We start from the raw sequence: 20,899 nt of genomic DNA on the forward strand, positions 1-20,899 counted from the left end.
CGGAAGCTGCGCGTCGCACCCGCAACCCAGGAGACATCAGCAATGGAGCCGGATTTCTGGCATTCGAAGTGGGAACGCAACGAGATCGGCTTCCACGGCAGTGACGCTCACGTCCTGCTCGTCGAACATTTCGGCGCCCTCGCGCTCGGCCCGGGCAGCCGCGTCTTCCTGCCCCTGTGCGGCAAGACGCTCGACATCCACTGGCTGCTCGCGCAAGGGTATCGCGTCGCCGGCGCCGAGCTGAGCCCGCTCGCGATCGGGCAGCTCTTCGCCGAGCTGGGCGTCGAGCCCACGGTCACGCGCGTGGGCGCGCTCGATCACTATGCAGCCCCGGATATCGACATCTACGTCGGCGATTTCTTCGACCTGAGCCGCGAGACGCTCGGCCCCGTCGATGCCGTCTACGACCGCGCCGCCCTCGTCGCCCTGCCGAATGCGATGCGCCACCGCTACGCCGCGCATCTGGCGGACATCACGCACAGCGCGCCGCAGCTCCTCATCTGCTTCGAATACGACCCGCAGCAGCACGAAGGCCCCCCGTTCTCGATCGACGCCGACGAAGTGCGGCTCCATTACGAAGGCCGCTACCACCTGACCCGGCTCGCGCACATCGACGTGGCGGGCGGCTTGAAAGGCAAGACCCCGGCGAAGGAAAGCGTCTGGCTGATGAAGAAGGCCTGACGCGCCCGACGATGCCCATAGCCTCCGCCCTCCCGGCCCTGCTCGCGGCGCTCGTGCTGTGCGCGCACGCGCCGACCGCCGCGGCCGAGGCGCCCCAGCCGGCGCTGACGAGCATCGCGGCGCTGGACGTGCCGCGCTACATGGGCACGTGGTACGAGATCGCCAGGTACCCGAACCGCTTCCAGAAGCATTGCGCGGGTTTCACGCAGGCCGAGTACCGGCTGCAGGAAGACGGGCGGGTGCGCGTGGCGAACCGCTGCAGGACGGCCGACGGCCAGCTCGACGAGGCGATCGGGACGGCACGCCAGATCGGCGAGGCGAATTCGCCGCGGCTGAAGGTGCGCTTCGCGCCGGCGTGGCTGTCCTTCATCCCCGCCGTGTGGGGCGACTACTGGGTGATCGACCTCGACCCGGACTACCGCCTCGCGGCGGTGAGCGAACCGGGGCGCGAATATCTGTGGATCCTGTCGCGCACGCCGGAGGTCGCGCCGGCAGCCCTGGACGCGCTGCGCACCCGCCTCGCCGCGCAGGGCTTCGACCTCTCGCGCCTGGAGATGACGCGTCAGACGGACTAAGTTCGCATCCCGAGCGGCGTCGCGCGCGACATCCAGGGCCTGCCAAGCTATGCTCCCAGCGTATTGACCGCCGGAGCTTCGCATGCCGGAGCAAGCCTCCCCTCCCCCGCTGTCGGCCCCTGCGCCGCGCCCCATCTTCGAGGCGCGCGGCCTCACCAAGGTGTACCAGATGGGCGAGGTGCGCGTGGAGGCTCTGCGCGGGGTCGATCTGGACCTGTACGCGGGCGAACTGGTGGTGCTGCTGGGGCCGTCGGGAAGCGGCAAATCGACGCTGCTGAACATCCTCGGCGGGTTGGACACGCCCACGAGCGGGACGGTGCGCTATGCGGAGCACGACCTCACCGTCGATGACGATGCGGCGATGACGCAGTACCGGCGCGAGCATGTCGGCTTCGTGTTCCAGTTCTACAACCTGATCCCCAGCCTCACGGCACGCGAGAACGTCGCGCTGGTCACCGAGATCTCGCAGAACCCGATGACGCCCGAGGAGGCGCTGGCGCTGGTGGGGCTCGCACCACGCATGGACCACTTCCCCAGCCAGATGTCGGGCGGGGAGCAGCAGCGCGTGGCGATCGCGCGGGCGGTGGCGAAACGGCCGCAGGTGCTGCTGTGCGACGAGCCGACCGGGGCGCTGGATGCGCAGACCGGCGTGATGGTGCTGGAGGTGATCGCGCGCGTGAATCGCGAGCTGGGGACGACGACGGTGGTGATCACGCACAACGCGGTGATCGCGGCGATGGCGGACCGGGTCGTGCATTTCGGCGACGGCCAAGTCGTGCGCATCGAACGCAACGCGAGCCGCAAGGCGGCCTCCGAGCTGAGCTGGTAGCGCCATGCGCGCCATCGACCGCAAACTGTGGCGCGACCTGTGGCACATGCGCGGGCAGGCGGTGGCGATCGCGCTGGTGGTGATGTGCGGCGTCGGCACCTACGTGATGTTCCTGTCGACGCTCGGCGCGCTGCGCGCGACGCAGGACGACTACTACCGCGAGTACCGCTTCGCCGAGGTGTTCGCGACGCTAAAGCGCGCGCCGGAGTCGCTGCGCGCGCGCATCGCCGCGATTCCCGGCATCGAGCGCGTGGAGACGCGCGTCGTCGAACCGGTGCGACTCGACATGCCGGATTTCCCCGAGCCGGTGAGCGCGCGCATGGTGTCGCTCGCCGACGATGCGCCGCACGGCCTGAACGGCCTGCACCTGCGCGCGGGGCGGCTGCCGCTGCCGGGGCGCGCGGACGAGGTGGTGGTCAGCACGCCCTTCGCGAAGGCGCACACGCTGCATCCGGGCGACCGCTTCCACGCCATCCTCAACGGCCGGCGCCAGGCGCTGACGGTGGTCGGCACGGCGCTGTCGCCGGAGTTCGTGCAGCAGCTGCGCCCCGGTTCGGCCTTCCCGGACCCGAAGCGCTACGGCGTGATGTGGATGGGGCGCAAGGCGCTGGGGCAGGCCTACGACCTCGACGGCGCGTTCAACGACCTCGCGCTGAGCCTGCGTCCGGGCGCCGACGCGCAGGACGTGATCGACCGCGTCGATGCGCTGATCACGCCCTTCGGCGGGCTCGGCGCGTACGCGCGCAAGGACCAGCTCTCGCACCGCTTCCTCACCCAGGAGCTGGACCAGCTCGGCACCCTGGCGACGCTGTTCCCGACGATGTTCATGGGCGTGGCGGCCTTCCTGCTCAACGTCGTGATCAGCCGGCTGGTGACGATGCAGCGCGAGCAGGTCGCGACGCTCAAGGCCTTCGGCTACGGCAACGGCGCGGTGATCGCGCATTACCTGAAGCTCGTCGCGATGATCGCCGGCAGCGGCGTCCTCGGCGGCACCGCGCTGGGGGTGTGGCTGGGGTATGCGCTGTCCGGGATCTACATGGAGTTCTACTACTTTCCGTGGCTGCGCTTCAGCCTGCAGACGCAGACCGTCCTCGAGGCCGCGGGCGCGAGCTTCGCCGCGGCGGGCGCGGGCACCGTCGTCGCGGTGTGGCGCGCGGCGAGCCTGAGTCCGGCGCAGGCGATGCGCCCGGAACCGCCGCCGCGCTACCGCGAGACGCTGGTGGAGAAGCTGGGCATCAAGCGCTGGCTGTCGCAGCCCACGCGCATGATCCTGCGCCACATCTGGCGCAAGCCGCTGAAGTCGGCGCTGACGGTGCTGGGCATCGCGCTCGCATGCGGCATCATCCTGACCGGCCTGTTCCAGCGCGACACCGTCGGCTACATGATGAACGTGCACTACGGCATGGCGCAGCGCGAGGACCTGTCGGTGGCGTTTACGGAACCAACGGCCTACCGCGCGCGCTTCGACCTCGCCGGGCTGCCGGGGATCGAGCATGTGGAAGCGTTCCGCTCCGTGCCGGTGCGGCTGCGTCACGGGCATCTGGACTACCGCACGACGATCCGCGGGATCGAGCCGCACGGCGACTTGCAGCGTCTGCTCGACACCGAGCTGCGCCCGGTCGCGATGCCATCGGATGGGATCCTGATGACCGACCATCTCGGCAAGATATTGGACGTTCGCGCGGGCGACCGCATCGTCGTCGAGGTGCTGGAGGGCAACCGGCCGCTGCGCGAGGCGGTCGTCGCGGGCCTGGTGAAGGAGTACCTGGGCGTCGCGGCCTACATGGATCTCGCGGCGCTCAACCGCTTCATGCACGAGGGGCCGACCATCTCGGGCGCGTGGCTCGCCGTCGATCACGCGCAGCTGCAGGGGCTGTACGCCCGCCTGAAGGGCTTGCCGCGCGTCGCGGGCGTGGCCGAGCGGGTGCAGGAAATCCGAAACTTCAACCGCCTGATGGACGAGACGATGCTGTTCTTCACCTACGTGTCGACAGTGTTCGCGGTGATCATCGCCTTCGGCGTGATCTACAACAGCGCGCGCATCGCGCTGACCGAGCGCGGGCGGGAGCTCGCGAGCCTGCGCGTGCTGGGATTCACCCGTGGCGAGATCGGCTACATCCTGCTCGGTGAGCTGGGCATCCTGACGCTGGTCGCGATTCCGCTCGGGCTCAAGCTGGGCGAGGCGATGTGCTATTACATCGCGCAAACAATGCAGACAGACCTCTTCCGCGTCCCGGTCGTGCTGGTGCCGCAGACCTACGCCTTCGCGGTCGCGGTGGTGCTGATCTCGGCGCTGCTGTCGGGCCTCGCGGTGCGCCGCCGCCTCGACCGGCTCGATCTCATCGCGGTATTGAAGACTCCGGAGTGAAGCCATGAAGACCAGGGTGCAATGGCGCCGCCAGATCGTGTTCATGCTGATCGTCGCGGCAGTGGCTTGGGGCCTGTATTCGGGCTTCCGGCCGCAGCCGGTGGTGGTCGAGTTCGGCGAGGTGGTGCGTGCGCCGTTGCGCGTGACGGTGGAGCAGGAGGGACGCACGCGCGTCGTCGATCGCTACGTCGTGACGGCGCCGGTCGACGGCTATGCGCGGCGCATCGACCTCGACGTCGGTGATACGGTCGCCGCCCGCGACACCCTCGTCGCGCTCGAAGCCTCGCGCTCGGCGGTGCTGGACGCGCGCCGGCGCGCCGAGGCCGAGGCGCGTGTGGCGGCGGCGCAGGCGAACCTCGCGGCGGTCGAGCAGCGGGTGAAGGCGACGGAAGCCGGCGCGGCGCTCGCGGCGAAGGAGCTGGAGCGCATGAAGCGGCTGCGCGCGTCCGGCCACGTCGCGGCGGAAGCCGAGGACCGTGCGGCGGCCGAGGACGAACGGGCGGGCGCGGAGCTGCGCTCGGCGCGCTTCACGGTGGCCACCGCGCGCCACGAGCTGGAGGCGGCGCGCACGGCGCTGGGCTTCGCGGCGGCGGGCGGGACCGGCGCGCCGGTCGAGGTGCGCGCACCGGTCGCCGGGCAGGTGCTGAAGATCCCGCGCAAGAGCGAGGGCGCGGTCGAGGCAGGCCAGCCGCTCGTGGAGATCGGCGACGCTCGCGCGCTGGAGGTCGAGGTCGACGTGCTCTCCGCCGACGCGGTGCGCATCCGCCCCGGCACGCGCGTGCTGTTCGAGCGCTGGGGCGGCGACGGCGCGCTTGAAGGCAAGGTGCGCGTGGTCGAGCCGGCGGGCTTCACGAAGGTCTCGGCGCTGGGCGTCGAGGAGCAGCGCGTGTGGGTGATCGCGGATTTCGCGTCGGCGCCCGAAACCTGGCAGCACCTTGGCGACGGCTACCGCGTGGAGGCGAGTTTCGTGCTGTGGGAAGGCGAGGACGTGCTGCAGGTGCCCGCGAGCGCGCTGTTCCGCGACGGCGACGGCTGGGCGGTATTCGCGGTGGAGGAAGGGCGTGCGGTGCGCCGGCGCGTCGAGACGGGTCAGGGCACCGGGCTGGTCGCGCAGGTTCTTGACGGGCTGAAGGAAGGCGAGCGGGTCATCGTGCATCCGGACGACCGGCTGCGGGATGGGGTGAAGGTGAGCGGGCGGTGAAACATCCTCATCGATCCCTGGAGAATCGAGCCCGCCCCCTCTTTCTCGGGCGCGTGGGGCCTGTGCGCTCGCTTGGGCGGCGGGCCATCTCGGCGATGCGTTCGACGGCATGCGGCGCAATGCCCTTCGGTGATCACGCCCTGCGCCGCCTGGCGCTGTCCTGGCTGCTGCTGGCCTTGCATGCGGGCGGCGCCGGAGCGGCCGACCTGGCCGGCGGCCCGATGGCCGGGCCGGCGACGGCCACGCGCGTCGGCGTGTGGCTGATGACCGACGCCCCCGCGCAAGTGCAGCTCGAGTATTGGCCGCAGGGACAGCCCGACACGGTGCGGCGCAGTGCGCCGGTTGCCGCCGGCCCGGAGCGCGGCCACACCGCGCGCGTCGACCTCGACGGTCTGCAGGCCGCCACCCGCTACGCCTACCGCGTGCTGCTCGATGGGAATCCGGTCGAGCTCGGCGAGCCGCCCGCCTTCACCACCGCGCCGGCGGATCCTGCCGCGCCTCGCGAGCTGCTCATCGCCACGGGCTCGTGCAACTACGTCCCCGACCCGCCTTACGTGCTCACGCCGGACTCCTTCGGCGCCGGCTTCGAGATCTTCGATACCGTCGCCGCTCGGCGGCCCGACCTGATGCTGTGGCTGGGCGACAGCATCTACTACCGCGACGACGACTTCGCGCCGGCGGACCAGGCCGCCGCGCGGATGGACAGGCGCTGGGTGGCCACGCGTGGCTTCGCGCCGATGCAGCGGCTGCTGCGCACCGGCCAGCACGTCGCCATCTGGGACGACCACGACTACGGCCCCGACAACTCGAACCGCGACTTCGCACTCAAGGCGACGGCGCTTGCGCTATTCCGCGACTATTGGGCGAATCCCGGCTACGGACTGCCCGACGCGCCCGGCATCTTCACCCGGGTGCCGCTCGGCGACGTCGAGCTGTTCCTGCTCGACGACCGCTACCACCGCGACGACGATGCCGGGGCCGACCCCGGGCGGACGATGCTCGGCGCGCAGCAGCTGGAGTGGCTCAAGGGCGCACTGCGCGACTCGCGCGCCACCTTCAAGCTGGTCGCCAACGGCAGCCGCATGCTCAGCGACCGCCCCTCGCCCGACGCGCGCGGAGGCGAAGGCTGGCACAACTTCCCGCGCGAGCGTCAGGCCTTCCTCGACTGGCTCGCAACCGAGCGCATCGACGGCGTATTCTTCGTCTCCGGCGACATCCACTACACCCACCTGACCGAGCGCGAGCGCCCCGGAACCTACCCGCTGACCGAGCTGACCTGCTCGCCGCTGACCTCGCGCGTGCATCCCCGCCCGTTCCCGGTGCGCGAGGTGCCCGGGACGCTGGTTACGCAGCGCAACTTCTGCACGCTGGAGTTCGCCGGGCCGGCCGGTGCGCGCCTGCTGCGCATCGCCGCGTGGAACGCCGCGGGCACGCGCCTGTGGGAGAAGGAGATTCCGGCAGCGCGGCTGCGCACGCCGTGAGCGCGCCCGGCGGGGGCCGGGTGCCGCGCGCGGCCTCAGCCCGGTTGGTGCTGCGGCGCCTCGGCGTTCTTCGGGATCTTCGCCAGCGCGGTCTTGCCCTTGGCCGTCAGGAAGGGCTCCACGAGCAGCAGCAGGCCTTCCTCGACGTATTCGGCGAGGCTGAAGCGGTCGTCGAAGGCCCAGTGCTTGAGCGCCCAGGCGTGGGCGAAATTGACGATCTGGTAGCCGAGCAGATATTCGTTCACCGGCCGCATGAAGCCGCCGGTCGTGCACGCGCGGATCGACTTCTCGATCATGCGGTTGGTGCGCGTCTCGCCGTCCTTGATCAGCACGCGCCGGTCGGCGCGCAGGGATTTGGTCGAGCGGTAAGCGAGCACCGTCGCCTCGCGCTGGGCGTCGACCACCGCGCAGTAGGCCCATACGGCGCCGCACAAGCGTTCGACGGGGTGCGTCAGGCCTTCGATCTGGCGCGGGATTTCCTGCTCGTAGGTGTCGAGCACGTTCTTCAGCGTCAGGAACAGGATGTCGTCCTTGTCGCCGAAGTACTGGTAGATCAGGCCGGTGCTGACCTTGGCCTCGCGGGCGATCTGCAGAATCGTCGTCGTGTAGTAGCCCTGCTCGGAAAAGAGCTTGGTGGCCGCGCTGATGATCTGGTGACGGCGCTCCTCGACCAGCTTCGGGTCCGTGACCACGCTTTTGACGCTTTCTGCTGAACTCATGTCCCTTCCCTCGGTGAACCATTGCCGCAAAGCCCGGCGTTGGCCGGACGCCGTATTGTGCCACCGGAGCGGCCGGGTTTCCGCGTCGCCGTTCCCCGGACCTTACTGACGGTTCAGAAAGGCTCGCACGCGCTGCTGCGTTTCGCCGTCGGCGAGCAGGGCCGCGCTGCCGGCGAGTTCGACCTCGTAGCCGTCCTCGCGGCCTTCCACCGCGACCGTGATGCAGCGCTTGCACTCGGACAGCGCCAGCGCGGGCAGTGCGGCGATGCGCGCGACGATTCCGCGGGTGAAGCTCTCCAGTTCGGCCGCCGGGGCGACCCAGTGCGCGCAGCCGAGCGTCACGGCGTCCGCGCCGCCGAGGACTTCGGCGCCGAGGATCAGGCGTCGCGCGACGGCCTCGCCGCAGATGCGCGTCATGCGCTGCGTGCCGCCCGCGGCCGGGAGCAGGCCCAGACGCGCTTCGGGCAGGCCGACCTTGGCGCTGTCGGCGACGACGCGCAGGTCGCACGCGAGCGCGAGTTCGAAGCCGCCGCCCATCGCCGCGCCGCCGATTTCCGCGACCGTGACCTGCGGCAGGCGTTCGAGGCGGGCGTAGAGCTGCTGCATGCGCCGCGTGATGTCTATCATCTGCACGCGCCCGGCCTCGGTGGCGAACAGCGCGCCGATCACTTCAAGGTCGGCGCCGGCGCAGAACACGCGCTCGGCACTGCGGATCCACAGGACGTTGATGCGCGGCGTGTGTTCGAGTTCGGCGAGGATGCGGTCGAATTCGGTTATCCATTCATCGTTGATCGCGTTGACCGGGGCACGGCACAGCGTCACGGTCGCGATCGAATCGTCAATCCTCAGCGAAATCATTGCGATGTCCTTTTTGGCCCGAGCGCCATCAACTACGTACCGTTCGGGCTGAGCCTGTCGAAGCCCTGCTGAACGCGGCCCTTCGACAAGCTCGGGGCGAACGGCTTCTGCGTTGCTGCAGTGGAAAAAAACGGGGCGTCGCCGGCCTCTGCGCACATCGGAGGAGAGATCTTTGGCATAACGCACAGGCCGCGAATGCGACGCCCCTGGCAAACCGGCCGGCGAAACTGCGCGTCAAACCGGCCGTACGGCAAGGCGCATCCGGGCGGCGGGGACGGCCGCACCGGCGCGCCGGAACGTCAATTGCCTTCGAACTTCGGCACCTGCTTGTTCACGAAGGCGTTGTAGGCGCGCGTGAAGTCCTGCGTCTGCATGCAGATCGCCTGGGCTTCGGCTTCGGTCTCGAGCGCCTGCTCGATGGTCTGGTTCCACTCCTGGTGCAGGCACTTCTTTGTCATCGAATGCGCGAAGGCCGGGCCGTTGGCGAGCGACAGCGCCAGCTCCTGCGCCTTCGCCAGCACCTTCTCGGCCGGCACGATGTCGTTGAAGTAGCCCCACGCGCGCCCCTCCTCCGCGCTCATTGAGCGACCGGTGTAGAGCAGCTCGGAGGCGCGCCCCTGGCCGATGATGCGCGGCAGGATGCTGCACGCGCCCATGTCGCAGCCGGCGAGGCCGACGCGCACGAAGAGGAAGGCGGTCTTCGCTTCGGGGGTGGCGTAGCGCAGGTCGGAAGCCATCGAGATGATCGCGCCGGCGCCGGCGCAGATGCCGTCCACCGCCGAGATGATGGGCTGCGGGCAGTTGCGCATTTCCTTGACCAGATTGCCGGTCATGCGCGTGAAGGCCAGCAGGCCGTTCATGTCCATCTTGGTCAGCGGCCCGATGATGTCATGCACGTCGCCGCCGGAGCAGAAGTTGCCGCCGGCGCCGGTGATGACGACCGCGCGGACGTCCTCGGCGTACTGCAGCTTGATGAAGGTGTCACGCAGCTCCGCGTAGCTCTCGAAAGTGAGCGGGTTCTTGCGCTCGGGGCGGTTGAGGGTGATGGTCGCGACGCGGTCGACGACTTCGAGCTTGAAGTGTTCCGGACGCCATTCGGCGGCTTTGAGCTTGTACATGAGAGTCTCCTGAAGGTGGATTACGTGCTTGCGAAATGTGATTGAACGATCACTCAGCCTGCGAGCGTGAGACCGCCGCTGACGCTGATGACCTGGCCGGTGACGAAGCTCGCGCGGTCGCTGGCGAAGAACAGCACGGCGTCGGCGAGCTCGGACGGCTTGGCGAGGCGGCGCATCGGGGTCGCCTTGACGAAGGCCTCGCGGTGCTTTTCCGGCACCGCCTGCAGCAGCGGCGTGTCGGTCGGGCCGGGGCAGACGCAGTTGACGTTGATGTTGTAGCGCGCAACCTCGCGGGCGAGCGACTTGGTGAAGGCGATCGCGCCGCCCTTGGCGCCCGAATACACGGTCTCGCCCAGGCTACCGACGCGGCCGGCGTCGCTCGACACGGTGACGATCTTGCCCGAGCCGCGCTCTATCATCTGCTGCAGGAAGGCCTGCGACACCGCGACCGGCCCGAGCAGGTTGAGGTCGATGACCTTGCGCCAGAAATCGGGCGTGTTCTCCATGAAGGGCTGGATCTTGCCCCAGCCGGCAACGTTGGCGACGATGTCGACCTGGGGATGGCGGCGATAGGTTTCGTCGCGGAAGGCGTGGATGGAGTCCATGTCGGTGACGTCGAGACGGACGAAATCGACGTCGAGGCGCTGCTCGGCGAGCAGGCCGGCCGCGGCCGCGCCCTTGGCCGCGTCGATGTCGCCGATCACGACCTTCGCCCCCGCCCGCGCCAGCGTCTCCGCCGTCGCATACCCGATCCCGGATGCACCGCCCGTGACGACGGCCGTTTTGCCTTGCAGGTTCATGTCTGTCTCCTCATTCACCAGTCATTCGAGCCAGGGGCGTCTTCGCTTCCGCCGCCCCGTTTCCTGTTTGCTGCAGCGTCCCGAGTCCGGTTCCGTCAGCAGTTGAATGAATGTTCGTTCATTCGATAAATCTAGTCAAGCCCTTTACACAAAATTCCGTCGGGATCGGGCGATGGACGTCCTACAGCCGCCCCGCCTTGAGCAGCTCGCGCAGGCGGAATTTCTGGATCTTGCCGGTCGCGGTGCGCGGCAGCTCGTCGACGAAGCGCACGGTGCGCGGGCATTTGTAGATCGAGAGGTTCGCCATCAGCGTGTCCTGCACCTGCGTGGACAGGCGCGACTGGCTCGCTGACGGGTCCTTCGCCACGGCCACCAGCACGAGGCGCGTGAGGCCGTCCTCCTGTGGCACGCCGACGACGACAGCCTCGGCGATGTCCGGCGCGGTCATCGCGCAGGCCTCGATCTCGGACGGGCTCACCCACTGGCCGGAGATCTTCAGCATGTCGTCGGCGCGGCCGTTGTGGTACCAGTAGCCGTCGGCGTCGAAGCTGAACATGTCGCCGGGAAAGTACCAGCCGTCGCGCAGGGACTTCGCCGTCTGCTCGGGCAGGTTCCAGTAGCCGCTGAACTGCGAGGGCGTGCGGATCGCGATCTGGCCGGGAACGCCGGGTTCGGTGATGTCGGCGCCGCTCTCGTCGACCAGGCGCACTTCGGCCCAGGGCACGGGCTTGCCGCAGGAGCCGGGGCGCTGCGCGTGGCCTTCGTTGACGAGGAAGAGGAAGATCGTCTCCGAGGCGCCGATGCCGTCGACGATGGGCTTGCCGATCGCTTCGAGCCAGGACTCGTACAGCGTCTCGGGCAGCTTCTCGCCCGCCGACAGGAAATGGCGCACGTTGCGGAAACCTTCGCTCTCGCCCGCCCCCTCGCGCAGCAGGTTGCGGTACATCACCGGCGTGCTGAAGAACAGCGCCGGCCGGTGGGTGTCGACCACTTCCATGATACGCAGCGGATCTGGCCAGCCGGGGGCGACGACGACCGTCGCGCCGCAGCGCAGCCCGCCCATCATGGAATGGCCCAACGCCCAGCCGAAGAACATCTTGGACGTGGCGAAGATGCGGTCGCCGGGGCGCACGCCAAAGTAGTCGGCCTCCATGCGGTCGGCGATCAGCACGCAGCCGTGCGTGTGCATCACCGCCTTGGGCCGCCCCGTCGTGCCCGACGAATACACCCAGAAGGCAACGTCGTCAGGCGCCGCCGGCTCCGATGCCAGCGTGTCCGGTTGCCCGGCGACGAAGTCGTCGAGCGGCACGCCGCCGACGCGCGGCGCGGTGCCGCGCACGACGACCTGCGGCGGATCAGCCAGCTCGGCGGCGATCTCCTGGTACAGCTGGGCGAATTCGGCATCGACGAAGAGCAGGCGGCAGGCGCTGTCCTCGATCACGTAGCGCACGTCGCGCGGCGCGAGCCGCACGTTGAGGGCGACGGCGACCGCGCCGATGCGCATCGCGCCGAGGTAGCCCGCCACCATCTCGGGCGAATCATCCATCAGGAAGAGGACGCGCTCGCCGCGGCCGACGCCGCGCGCCTTCATCGCGTTGCCGGTGCGATTGACCATCGCATCGAGTTCGCCGTAGGTGACGGAACGGCCGCCACCGACGATCGCCGGCTGGTCGGCGAGGCCTTGGGCGAGGGGACGGCCGATGATCTCGTCGGCGGCGTTCATCGCGCCGCAGCGTGCGGTGTTGTCGAAACTCATGGGTGCTCCAGGACGACCGAAGGGGTCCCCGGCGCGCGCGCCGGGGTGCAAGGGAAATGGCACTCGGTTCAGTTCGCGAGCAGCGCCTGGGCTTCGGCCAGCAGCTTCTTGCCGTCGTAGCCCTTGGCGCTGACCTCCTTGACCCAGTCCGCCGTGACCGATTCGGACGCCTTCTGCCACTTGCCCACCTCGTCGGCGGGCACGGTGTAGAAGGTGTTCTTGTGGTCGACGCCGGCCTGCCGTCCCGTCAGCGTTGCGTCGTCCCAGATCTTGCCGGCCCACGCGGACACCTCGGGGCCGCTGTTGGCGTCGATGACCTTCTTCAGCTCGGGCGGCAGGCTGTCGTATTTCGCCGGATTCATCGCGAGGATGAAGGTCGTGGTCGACAGCAGCGGCATCGTCGGGTCGGTCTCGGTGTGGTACTTGACGACCTCCTGGACCTTCATCGCCGGCACGACCTCCCACGGGATCATCGCGCCGTCGATCACGCCCTTGGCGAGGCTCTCGGTGACCATCGGCACCGGCATCGGCACCGGCGTCGCGCCGAGCGCGCTGAGCATGCGCGTCGCCAGCCGGGTTGGCGCGCGCAGCTTGAGGCCGCGCAGGTCGTCCATGCTGCGCACCTGCTTCGCGGTGGTGTGCAGCGCCATGCCGGAGATCACGTGGAACACCAGCGGGCGCACGCCCTTGTACTCGGCGGTCGCATTCTTCGTCGCGTAGGTCCACAGCGCGCGGCTGGACTTCTCGCCCGACACGCCCATGAAGGGCAACTCGAAGGCTTCCGAGACGAGGAAGCGCCCGGCCTGGTAGCCGGGAACGGCCCACACGATGTCGGCCACGCCGTCCTTGGCCTGGTCGAAGAGCTGCGGCGGCGTGCCGCCCATCTGCATCGCCGGGTAGATCTGGCACTTCAGGCGCCCGCCCGACTCGCTCGCGAGCTTGGCACACCACGGCTCGAGGAACTTCACCTGCGTGTTCGACGAAGGCGGCAGGAAGTGATGCACGCGCAGCGTGACGACCTTGTCCGACTGTGCCTGGGCGGCACCGCCCGCGAGCAGCAGGGCCGCCAGCAGCGGCTTGAGCAGTTTTCCGGTGTTCATCGCGTCTCCTCTTTTGAATGGAAGGCCGGCCCCGGCTTGTCAGCCGCCGAAGGTCCGAACCAGGTACAGCGTGATGGCGGGGAAAAACAGCAGCAGCGTGATGCGCACGAGGTCGGATGCGAGGAAGGGCATCACCCCGCGGAAGGTGTCGGTGAGGGGCACGTCCTTCGCGGCCTTGTTGATGATGTAGATGTTCATGCCGACCGGCGGATGCACGAGGCCGATCTCGACCACCATCAGCACGAGGATGCCGAACCAGATCGACTTCTCGTCCGGCGTCAGGCCCCAGAACTCCAGGCCCATGACCATCGGGTAGAAGATGGGAATGGTCAGCAGGATCATCGCCAGCGCGTCCATCACGCAGCCGAGGAAGACGTAGACCAGCAGGATCGCGGTGAGCACCAGCAGCGGCGACAGGCCGCTGTCCTTGACCCAGTTCGCGAGCTCCACCGGCATCTGCGTGAGCGCGAGGCCGGTATTGAGCATGTCGGCGCCGAGCAGCACGAGGAAGATCATCGCGGTGGCCTCGGCCGCACCGAGGACGCTTTCGCGGATGCCCTCGGCGCGCATGCCGCCGCTGACCACCGCGAGGATGCCGCAGGCCGCGGCGCCGATCGACGCCGCCTCGGTGGGGTTCGCCCAGCCGCCGTAGATGCCGACGATGACGACAAGGAAGATCAGCGCGACCGGGGCGACGTTGGCGATCGAGCGCAGCTTCTCCGCCAGCGGCACGCGCGGGCCGGCCGGACCGGCCTCGGGCTTGAGCGTGACGATGATGCGGATCACCAGCATGTAGCCGAGCATTGCGATCAGGCCCGGCAGCACGGCCGCCATGAAGAGCTTGCCGATCGACTCCTGCGTGAGCACCGCGTAGATCACCAGCGGCACCGAGGGCGGGATCAGGATGCCGAGCGTGCCGCCCGCGGCCAGCGCGCCGGTCGACAGCGCGCCCGAGTAGTTGCAGCGCTTGAGCTCGGGCAGCGCGACCTGGCCCATCGTCGCCGCGGTCGCGAGCGAGGAGCCGCAGATCGCGCCGAAGCCCGCACAGGCGCCGGTCGAGGCGATTGCGACGCCGCCGCGCCAGTGCCCGACGAGCGAGCTCACGCAGCGGAACAGCGCGCGCGACAGGCCGCCGTGGGTCGCGAACTGCCCCATCAGCAGGAACATCGGGATGACGGCCAGATCGTAGTTGGAGAGCCGGGCGTAGGCGAGGTTCTTCAGCATGTTGAGGAAGGGCGTGATCTCGCCGCCCATCATCGTCAGGTAGCCCGCTGCGCCGACGAGGAACATGGTGATGCCGATATGCACGCGCAGCACCAGCAGCACCAGCAGGACCGCGAACATCGTCGCGCCGATCGCAATACCGCTCATTTTTCACCTCCGGCCACGACGCGGAAGCGACGGCCCGCGATATACAGGCTGGTCGTCGCGAACAACAGGAAGCCCGGCACGATCAGCGCGATCGACACCCAGCCCGGCCAGCCCAGCATCAGCGAGGCCTCGCCCGATTCGTAGGACGCGAGCGCCGCGACGGCGGTGCGCCACGTGATGAGCAGCGCGACGACGCCCATCAGCAGCGCCGCCAGCCCGTCGAGGAACGCACGCCCGCGCTGCGGCAGCCAGTGCGTGAAGAAGTCGACGCGCACGTGGCCGTCGACCATCTGGCAGTAGGAGAAGAAGGTCGCCGACGCGACGGCCGCGCCCATCTGCAGGATCTCGAAATCGCCCGGCACCGGCAGCGAGAACAGCTTGCGCCCGACGATGGACACCAGCGACATCCCGATCAGCGCGATGAAGATGGTGCCGCCGATCAGCGCGGACACCCTGCTGGCCGCGTACAGGCGCCGGCCCCACGGCCCGTGCGGCAGGGCCTCCGGACGGGCGACGTGCTCGATCGAACCGGGTTCGAGCTGGACGCCGGCGTCCTCATTCCCGTCGGCCCCTTCCGCCCCTTCCGCACCTCCCGCGCCGCACACCTTCGCGGGCCGCAACCCCGCCGCGGCAGCGGCGTCCAGGCTCACTACGCTCGTATGCATGTATTGTCTCCTCCTTCGTGCGCTCATTGGCTGAACGTTCACTCATGTATCATGCGGAGAAAATAAGGGAGCTCGCGGCGGGCGCCGCACGACGCCCGCCGCGGTCCCTTGGCAGGCTCAGACGGACTGTTCCTGTTCCCAGGCGGAGAGGGTCTGGCGGGCGATGATGAGCTGCTGCACCTCGGTCGCCCCCTCGTAGATGCGCAGCGCGCGGATCTCGCGGTACAGGCGCTCGACCGGGTGCTCGCTGACGACGCCGCAGCCGCCCCACAGCTGCACGGCCGCGTCGATGACCTGCTGCGCGGTTTCCGTGGAGGTCATCTTGGCCATCGCCGCGGCGCCGGTGATGTTCTTGCCCTGGTCGCGCATCCACGCGGCGCGGTAGGTGAGCAGCGCGGCGGTGTCGACGTGGGTCGCCATCTGCGCGAGCTTGGCCTGCGTGATCTGGAAGTCGGCGAGCTTCTTGCCGAACATGTCGCGCGTGGTCGCGCGGCGCAGCCCCTCGTCGAGCGCGCGGCGTGCGAAGCCGAGCGCGGCGGCGGCGACCGAGGTGCGGAAGATGTCCAGCGTCTGCATCGCAACCTTGAAGCCCTGCCCCGGCGCGCCCAACAGGTTCGCGGCGGGCACGCGGCAGCCGGAGAAACGCAGGCGCGCGAGCGGATGCGGCGCGATCACGTCGATGCGCTCGGCGATCTCGAAACCCGGCGCGTCGGCCTCGACAATGAAGGCCGACAGGCCGCGCGCGCCGGGGGCTTCGCCGGTGCGGGCGAACACGACGTAGAAGTCGGCGATGCCGCCGTTGGAGATCCACGTCTTCTCGCCGTCGAGCACGTAGTCCTGGCCATCGCGGCGCGCGCTGCACGCCATCGCCGCGACGTCGGAGCCGGAATCCGGCTCGGACAGCGCGAAGGCCGGGATCGCGCGGCCGGCAGCGACTTCGGTGAGATACTTGCGCTTCTGCGCGTCGCTGCCGTGCAGCGTGATCGCACCCGAACCCAGCCCCTGCATGCCCAGGGCAAAGTCGGCGAGGCCCGAGTGGCGCGCCAGCGTTTCGCGCAGCAGGCACACGGCGCGCGTATCGATGGTGTCGTGGCGGCCGCCGTAAGCCGTGCCGCCGACCATGTAGCGCAGCCAGCCGTCGGCACCGAGTTTGCGCACCAGCGCGCGGCAGGCGTCGTCGAGGTCCCCATGCGGGTGGCCGTCGATGTGCGCAGCCGCCCACGCCTCCAGCTCGATCTGCATGCCGCGGTGGCGCTCGTCGAAGAAGGGCCACTCCAGATAGCTTCGGTCACTCATTTTCGCGTCTCCTCTCGGGGCAGTACGCCGGCGGCGCCCACCCTCATCCTTATGGTTGCTGTCCTGTGCGGCGCCCGCTCGGGCGGGTCTGTATGCCGCTTGTGTCGATCTATGATTGCGCCCTGTCCGCTCCTCACATCACCTCGCCGCCGGACACCGAGATCGCCTGCCCGGTGATCGCCTCCGAGCCCGGCAGGCACAGCCACAACACCGCGTTGGCGACCTCTTCCGGGCGCACCAGACGGCCCTGCGGGTTGTGCTTCGCCAGTTCGGCGAGCGCGTCGGTCTCGCTGCGTCCGGTCTTCTCGCGGATGTTCGCGACCGCATCGCGCACGATGTCAGTGTCGGTGTAGCCGGGGCATACGGCGTTCACCGTGATGTTCTTGTGCGCCATTTCCAGCGCCAGCGCGCGCGTCAGGCCGATGACGCCATGTTTGGCGGCGCAGTACGCGGACACGTAGGGATAGCCCTTCTCGCCCGCGGTGCTCGCGACGTTGATGACGCGGCCCCAGCCGGCGGCGAGCATGCCGGGCAGCGCGGCGCGCGTCGCCAGATAGGTGCCGGTGAGATTCACGTCCAGCATCTGCTGCCACAGCGCGGGCTCGGTGCGCAGGAAGGGCGCGCTGCCGGCCTGGCCGGCGTTGTTGACCAGCACCGCGACCGGGCCCAGCGCGCGGGCGGCGGCAGCGAAGGCCGCTTCGACCGAATCCGCGCTGGCGACGTCGACCGCCTCGCAATGCACCTCGATGCCGCGCGGCCCTGCTTCCGCCCGCAAGGCGGCGGCGCGCTCTTCGAGCTGTCCGCGGGTGCGGCCCATCAGCGTCAGGTGCGCACCCTGCGCGGCGGCGGCCGCGGCGATCGCGGCACCGATGCCGCGGCCGCCGCCGGTGATCACCACGTGTTTGCCAGCGAGTGCGCGATCCAGATCTGCCGCCATCACATCCTCCGCGTTTGCTTGTCCTTGCCGGTCGAGCCCGCCGCGCACCGAGGTCCGGATACGCCTTGCAGTTCGGTGAATGAATATTCGTTCATTTCAATCGTACAGTCAACGGGAATCTTTCCTTGCGTCGGATTCCCGTTGCCCGGCTCCGCTCGGCGGCCGCCCGGGCCACGGCTTGCGTCGTTCAGGCCACAGCGTCGCTCAGGGTTTCCGCGTAGGCCTGGAAGCGCCGGAGTTCCTCGGGCGGAACGAGCGAGCCGCCCGTCGCCCAGATCACATGCGTGGCGGCGCGCAGATCGAGCCCGTGCTCGCGCACGTAGGCTTGGCCTTCGGCCGAATCGCGCAGCCACCCCGGCCCGCCGACGCCGGCCGCCGCGGACGGCTCGGCCTCCACGCCCAGCGATCGCTTGAGGGCGCGCAAGTGAACGTAGAGCCGATCGTCGGGGACGGTGAACACGCCGGCAAGCTGCGCAGCCATCAAGGGGCTGACGAGGTGGGACGCCAAGCCGACGGCGAGACCGTCGGCATCGGTGCGGTTGTCGAGGCCGATGTCGTAGACGGATACCGGGGCGTCTCCCCCCGAGGCCAGCTGCACCAGCATGCAGGGCGAGGCGACGGGCTCGGCGAAGAAGCAGTGCACATGATCGCCGAACAAGGCCTTGAGCCCGTAGGTGATGCCGCCGGGGGCGCCGCCGACGCCGCAAGGGATGTAGACGAAGAGCGGATGCGCGGCGTCCACGACGCGGCCGGCTTCGGCAAGCTGACGGGCCAGATGACGGGCCGCGGCCGCGTAGCCGAAAAAGAGCAGCGCGGAGCTTTCGTCATCGACGAAATGGCAGCGCGGCGAAGCCATCGCCTGCTCGCGCCCCGCCGCCACGGCTTCGGCGTAGTCGCCTGCGTGCTCCACGACGCGCACGCCGCGTTTGCGCAGGCGGTCCTTCTTCCACGCCTTCGCGTCCGCGGACATATGCACCACCGCGTCGAAGCCGAGGGCTGCCGCCATCACGCCGATGCTCAGGCCTAGGTTGCCGGTGCTGCCGACCGACACCGTGTATTGCGAGAACAGCGCGCGTGCGGGCGCCGTCGCGAGGACGCGGGGATCGCCGCCAGCGGCTAGGAGTCCGTGCTCGATGGCGACGGATTCGGCGAAGGCGAGCACTTCGTGAAAGCCGCCGCGCGCCTTGATGGACCCGGCAACCGGCAGCTCGTCGTCGCGCTTGATGAACCACGCCCCCTCGGTGCCATCCGTGCCGGCCAGCTCGTCGCGGAGCGCAGCGGCGGGCATCAGTTGCGATTCGATATTTCCGTTGCTTGGCGCGAGTTCGGGAAACAGCGTCGCCATGAGCGGCGCAAAGCGCGCCAGGCGCGCTTCGGCGGCCGCAATCAGCGCAGGCGATGGGGCAGAGGCCGGCAGGGCTTGGCCTCGCCGCGGATTCAGCCAGAGCAACGGCCGTCGAGATTGAAGCTGCGCCAGCAGTGCCGGAGCGAGAGCAGTCATGTTGCCGATCCTTGCAGGGGGTTCCCGTGTGGATCGCGATCCTAAGCCCGCTTGGCGCGTGGAAATAGCGATTCTTTCTAAATCATGCATCAGCCCTGCTAATACATCCGGGACCGGACGCCTCCGTTCCCGGGGCGGCGCGCTCGCCCCTTGCGGACGCCGTACAAGCGGCGTCCGCAAGCGAGGGCACTCGACGCAACCGTCAGGCGACGGCGTATTCCAGGTTGACCCGCTTCGACGGGGCGAAACGCTGGCGCGAGAAGAAGCGCGCCAGCGCGAAGTCGTCCCAATTCACCGACGTGTACACCTTCTTCACGCCCGCCACCTTCATGTTCGTCATGAACTGGTCGAGCAGTTCGCTGCCGACACCGTGGCCCTGCAGCGCCGGGTCGACGCCGATCGTGTCTATCGTCGCCGAGGTCTCGGGGATGCCGAACTCGCCGAAATAGATGTCGCCCATGACGAAACCGGCGACGCGGCCGTCGATCTCGCACACCAGCGACACGTTGATGTTGTGATTCGGGTTCAGGGTCGCCGCGATCTTGCGCGCGTAATACTCGCGCCGATCCTGCTTCGAGGCCACCTGGTCGATGCGCACGATCGCGTCGAGATCGTCCTTCCTGAGCACCCGCATTACCCGCTTCTGGTTCGCCATGCGTCTTCCTCCTCGGAGGGCGCGCCCTGGAGCGGGCGCGCCTCAATGGTCAGCCCTTGGCGGCCTGCTTCTGCATCAGCGTGTAGCCGAACAGCGCAGCGCCGAGTGCGCCGGCGATCTGGCTGTCGATCTTCGTATCGACGGCCTTGATGCCTAGCAGCTTTTCGATGCGCTTCACGACGCCCGGGTTCTTCGCGATGCCGCCGGTGATGAAGAAGCCCTCTTCCACGCCGATCCGCTCCAGCAGGCTCACGACGCGCTCGGCCATCGCCTGGCAGTACGCCGCGATCACCTTGTTCTTGGTGTAGCCGGCCTTCAGCAGCGCCAGCGCCTCGGATTTCGCGAACACCACGCAGATCGACGACACGGCTTCGGGCTCCTCATCGACCTCGAAGGAGCGCGGGCCCAGCTCGGCGATGGGGATCTGCATCAGGTCGGAGATGACTTCCATGCCGCGACCGGTACCGGCTGCGCACTTGTCGTTCATCAGGAAGTTGGTGACCTTGCCCTTTTCGTCGCAGTGGATGGCCTTGCAGTCCTGACCGCCCATGTCGAGGATGGTGCGCACCTTGTTGCCGCCCATGTAGTTCGCGCCGCGGGCGTGGCACGCGATCTCGGTGATCGCCTTGTGGGCGAAGGGCACGTTCACCCGGCCGTAGCCGGTGCCGATGACATGGTGGATGTCCTCGAGCTTCATCCCGATCTTGTCCATGATGCCGGCAAGCGCATTCTTCGCCGAGTCCGGCGAGTTGCTGCCGGTGCGCATGCTGTTGTAGCCGTACAGCTCGCCGTCACAGACCAGCACCGCCTGCGAGGACACCGAGCCGACGTCGATGCCGCAGGTGATGATCTTCGCGTCCTTCCAGTTCTTGGTCTCGTCGTACCAGGTGTTTTCCTGCCAGCGCCAGAATTCCTTCTTCTCGGGGGCGGCGGTGGCGAGCGTCCCCTGATCGATTCCTGCATTCATTTCATTTCTCCTCGATTCATG

At 68.9% G+C, this 20,899-nt stretch carries 19 protein-coding genes; 6 read left to right on the forward strand and 13 right to left on the reverse strand.

Going from position 1 to position 20,899, the window contains the following annotated elements; translation table 11 throughout:
* Positions 1-42 precede the first annotated feature (42 nt).
* The 6 genes from tmpT to F464_RS0105070 all read left to right on the forward strand — a co-directional run bounded on the left by tmpT (position 43) and on the right by F464_RS0105070 (position 7,135).
* The gene (gene tmpT, locus F464_RS0105045; RefSeq protein ID WP_018988698.1) at positions 43-681 is read left to right on the forward strand and encodes a thiopurine S-methyltransferase; all 639 of its coding nucleotides are present in this window, start codon (positions 43-45) and stop codon (positions 679-681) included.
* Positions 682-692: 11 nt separating this feature from the next.
* Positions 693-1,256 carry a lipocalin family protein gene (locus F464_RS0105050; protein ID WP_018988699.1) on the forward strand — a complete coding sequence of 188 codons (564 nt, stop codon included), beginning with the start codon at positions 693-695 and terminating at the stop codon, positions 1,254-1,256.
* An 82-nt stretch (positions 1,257-1,338) separates the two neighbouring features.
* Entirely contained in the window at positions 1,339-2,085 is a 747-nt protein-coding gene (locus tag F464_RS0105055; protein ID WP_018988700.1) for an ABC transporter ATP-binding protein, read from the forward strand.
* Between the two features lie 4 nt (positions 2,086-2,089).
* Positions 2,090-4,453 (forward strand): ABC transporter permease, encoded by a 2,364-nt coding sequence (locus F464_RS0105060; RefSeq protein WP_018988701.1) that lies wholly within the window; start codon positions 2,090-2,092, stop codon positions 4,451-4,453.
* 4 nt (positions 4,454-4,457) lie between these two features.
* The gene (locus F464_RS0105065) at positions 4,458-5,654 is read left to right on the forward strand and encodes an efflux RND transporter periplasmic adaptor subunit (protein WP_018988702.1); all 1,197 of its coding nucleotides are present in this window, start codon (positions 4,458-4,460) and stop codon (positions 5,652-5,654) included.
* Positions 5,655-5,773: 119 nt separating this feature from the next.
* Positions 5,774-7,135: an alkaline phosphatase D family protein gene (locus tag F464_RS0105070; protein WP_018988703.1), complete on the forward strand. Its 1,362-nt coding sequence runs from the start codon at positions 5,774-5,776 to the stop codon at positions 7,133-7,135.
* Between the two features lie 35 nt (positions 7,136-7,170).
* Here F464_RS0105070 and F464_RS0105075 read toward each other — a convergent pair whose 3' ends face one another.
* The 13 genes from F464_RS0105075 to bzdQ all read right to left on the reverse strand — a co-directional run bounded on the left by F464_RS0105075 (position 7,171) and on the right by bzdQ (position 20,878).
* The gene (locus F464_RS0105075; protein ID WP_018988704.1) at positions 7,171-7,854 is read right to left on the reverse strand and encodes a TetR/AcrR family transcriptional regulator; all 684 of its coding nucleotides are present in this window, start codon (positions 7,852-7,854) and stop codon (positions 7,171-7,173) included.
* Positions 7,855-7,956: 102 nt separating this feature from the next.
* Positions 7,957-8,712: an enoyl-CoA hydratase/isomerase family protein gene (locus F464_RS0105080; protein ID WP_018988705.1), complete on the reverse strand. Its 756-nt coding sequence runs from the start codon at positions 8,710-8,712 to the stop codon at positions 7,957-7,959.
* A gap of 299 nt (positions 8,713-9,011) precedes the next feature.
* The gene (locus tag F464_RS0105085) at positions 9,012-9,830 is read right to left on the reverse strand and encodes an enoyl-CoA hydratase family protein (protein ID WP_018988706.1); all 819 of its coding nucleotides are present in this window, start codon (positions 9,828-9,830) and stop codon (positions 9,012-9,014) included.
* A 53-nt stretch (positions 9,831-9,883) separates the two neighbouring features.
* Positions 9,884-10,630 (reverse strand): SDR family NAD(P)-dependent oxidoreductase, encoded by a 747-nt coding sequence (locus tag F464_RS0105090; RefSeq protein ID WP_018988707.1) that lies wholly within the window; start codon positions 10,628-10,630, stop codon positions 9,884-9,886.
* 181 nt (positions 10,631-10,811) lie between these two features.
* Positions 10,812-12,386 carry a benzoate-CoA ligase family protein gene (locus tag F464_RS0105095; protein ID WP_018988708.1) on the reverse strand — a complete coding sequence of 525 codons (1,575 nt, stop codon included), beginning with the start codon at positions 12,384-12,386 and terminating at the stop codon, positions 10,812-10,814.
* A gap of 68 nt (positions 12,387-12,454) precedes the next feature.
* Positions 12,455-13,486 carry a TRAP transporter substrate-binding protein gene (locus F464_RS0105100; RefSeq protein ID WP_018988709.1) on the reverse strand — a complete coding sequence of 344 codons (1,032 nt, stop codon included), beginning with the start codon at positions 13,484-13,486 and terminating at the stop codon, positions 12,455-12,457.
* A gap of 39 nt (positions 13,487-13,525) precedes the next feature.
* Positions 13,526-14,857 carry a TRAP transporter large permease gene (locus F464_RS0105105; protein WP_018988710.1) on the reverse strand — a complete coding sequence of 444 codons (1,332 nt, stop codon included), beginning with the start codon at positions 14,855-14,857 and terminating at the stop codon, positions 13,526-13,528.
* Positions 14,854-15,522: a TRAP transporter small permease gene (locus F464_RS27890; protein ID WP_018988711.1), complete on the reverse strand. Its 669-nt coding sequence runs from the start codon at positions 15,520-15,522 to the stop codon at positions 14,854-14,856. Before F464_RS27890 ends, F464_RS0105105 begins: the two co-directional genes overlap by 4 nt.
* Positions 15,523-15,639: 117 nt before the next feature.
* Positions 15,640-16,818 carry an acyl-CoA dehydrogenase family protein gene (locus tag F464_RS0105115; RefSeq protein ID WP_018988712.1) on the reverse strand — a complete coding sequence of 393 codons (1,179 nt, stop codon included), beginning with the start codon at positions 16,816-16,818 and terminating at the stop codon, positions 15,640-15,642.
* Between the two features lie 133 nt (positions 16,819-16,951).
* Entirely contained in the window at positions 16,952-17,755 is an 804-nt protein-coding gene (locus F464_RS0105120; protein ID WP_018988713.1) for an SDR family NAD(P)-dependent oxidoreductase, read from the reverse strand.
* Positions 17,756-17,942: 187 nt separating this feature from the next.
* A complete protein-coding gene (locus F464_RS0105125) occupies positions 17,943-19,256 on the reverse strand; it encodes a D-serine ammonia-lyase (protein ID WP_040394411.1) in 1,314 nt (437 codons plus the stop codon).
* 202 nt (positions 19,257-19,458) lie between these two features.
* Positions 19,459-19,911, reverse strand: a complete 453-nt coding sequence (locus tag F464_RS0105130) for a GNAT family N-acetyltransferase (protein ID WP_018988715.1) — start codon at positions 19,909-19,911, stop codon at positions 19,459-19,461.
* Positions 19,912-19,960: 49 nt separating this feature from the next.
* Positions 19,961-20,878, reverse strand: coding sequence for a benzoyl-CoA reductase, bzd-type, subunit Q (gene bzdQ / locus F464_RS0105135; RefSeq protein WP_018988716.1), 918 nt, complete (start codon positions 20,876-20,878; stop codon positions 19,961-19,963).
* Positions 20,879-20,899: the final 21 nt, after the last annotated feature.

This window comes from Aromatoleum toluclasticum ATCC 700605, assembly GCF_000378245.1.
In the GTDB taxonomy this organism is placed as follows: Bacteria; Pseudomonadota; Gammaproteobacteria; order Burkholderiales; family Rhodocyclaceae; genus Aromatoleum; species Aromatoleum toluclasticum.

Bases quoted from the DNA above. Each gene is read 5' to 3' on its own strand.
- tmpT (WP_018988698.1), top strand. From the start codon at position 43: ATGGAGCCGGATTTCTGGCATTCGAAGTGGGAACGCAACGAGATCGGC.
- F464_RS0105050 (WP_018988699.1), top strand. From the start codon at position 693: ATGCCCATAGCCTCCGCCCTCCCGGCCCTGCTCGCGGCGCTCGTGCTG.
- F464_RS0105055 (WP_018988700.1), top strand. From the start codon at position 1,339: ATGCCGGAGCAAGCCTCCCCTCCCCCGCTGTCGGCCCCTGCGCCGCGC.
- F464_RS0105060 (WP_018988701.1), top strand. From the start codon at position 2,090: ATGCGCGCCATCGACCGCAAACTGTGGCGCGACCTGTGGCACATGCGC.
- F464_RS0105065 (WP_018988702.1), top strand. From the start codon at position 4,458: ATGAAGACCAGGGTGCAATGGCGCCGCCAGATCGTGTTCATGCTGATC.
- F464_RS0105070 (WP_018988703.1), top strand. From the start codon at position 5,774: ATGCCCTTCGGTGATCACGCCCTGCGCCGCCTGGCGCTGTCCTGGCTG.
- F464_RS0105075 (WP_018988704.1), bottom strand. From the start codon at position 7,854: ATGAGTTCAGCAGAAAGCGTCAAAAGCGTGGTCACGGACCCGAAGCTG.
- F464_RS0105080 (WP_018988705.1), bottom strand. From the start codon at position 8,712: ATGATTTCGCTGAGGATTGACGATTCGATCGCGACCGTGACGCTGTGC.
- F464_RS0105085 (WP_018988706.1), bottom strand. From the start codon at position 9,830: ATGTACAAGCTCAAAGCCGCCGAATGGCGTCCGGAACACTTCAAGCTC.
- F464_RS0105090 (WP_018988707.1), bottom strand. From the start codon at position 10,630: ATGAACCTGCAAGGCAAAACGGCCGTCGTCACGGGCGGTGCATCCGGG.
- F464_RS0105095 (WP_018988708.1), bottom strand. From the start codon at position 12,386: ATGAGTTTCGACAACACCGCACGCTGCGGCGCGATGAACGCCGCCGAC.
- F464_RS0105100 (WP_018988709.1), bottom strand. From the start codon at position 13,486: ATGAACACCGGAAAACTGCTCAAGCCGCTGCTGGCGGCCCTGCTGCTC.
- F464_RS0105105 (WP_018988710.1), bottom strand. From the start codon at position 14,857: ATGAGCGGTATTGCGATCGGCGCGACGATGTTCGCGGTCCTGCTGGTG.
- F464_RS27890 (WP_018988711.1), bottom strand. From the start codon at position 15,522: ATGCATACGAGCGTAGTGAGCCTGGACGCCGCTGCCGCGGCGGGGTTG.
- F464_RS0105115 (WP_018988712.1), bottom strand. From the start codon at position 16,818: ATGAGTGACCGAAGCTATCTGGAGTGGCCCTTCTTCGACGAGCGCCAC.
- F464_RS0105120 (WP_018988713.1), bottom strand. From the start codon at position 17,755: ATGGCGGCAGATCTGGATCGCGCACTCGCTGGCAAACACGTGGTGATC.
- F464_RS0105125 (WP_040394411.1), bottom strand. From the start codon at position 19,256: ATGACTGCTCTCGCTCCGGCACTGCTGGCGCAGCTTCAATCTCGACGG.
- F464_RS0105130 (WP_018988715.1), bottom strand. From the start codon at position 19,911: ATGGCGAACCAGAAGCGGGTAATGCGGGTGCTCAGGAAGGACGATCTC.
- bzdQ (WP_018988716.1), bottom strand. From the start codon at position 20,878: ATGAATGCAGGAATCGATCAGGGGACGCTCGCCACCGCCGCCCCCGAG.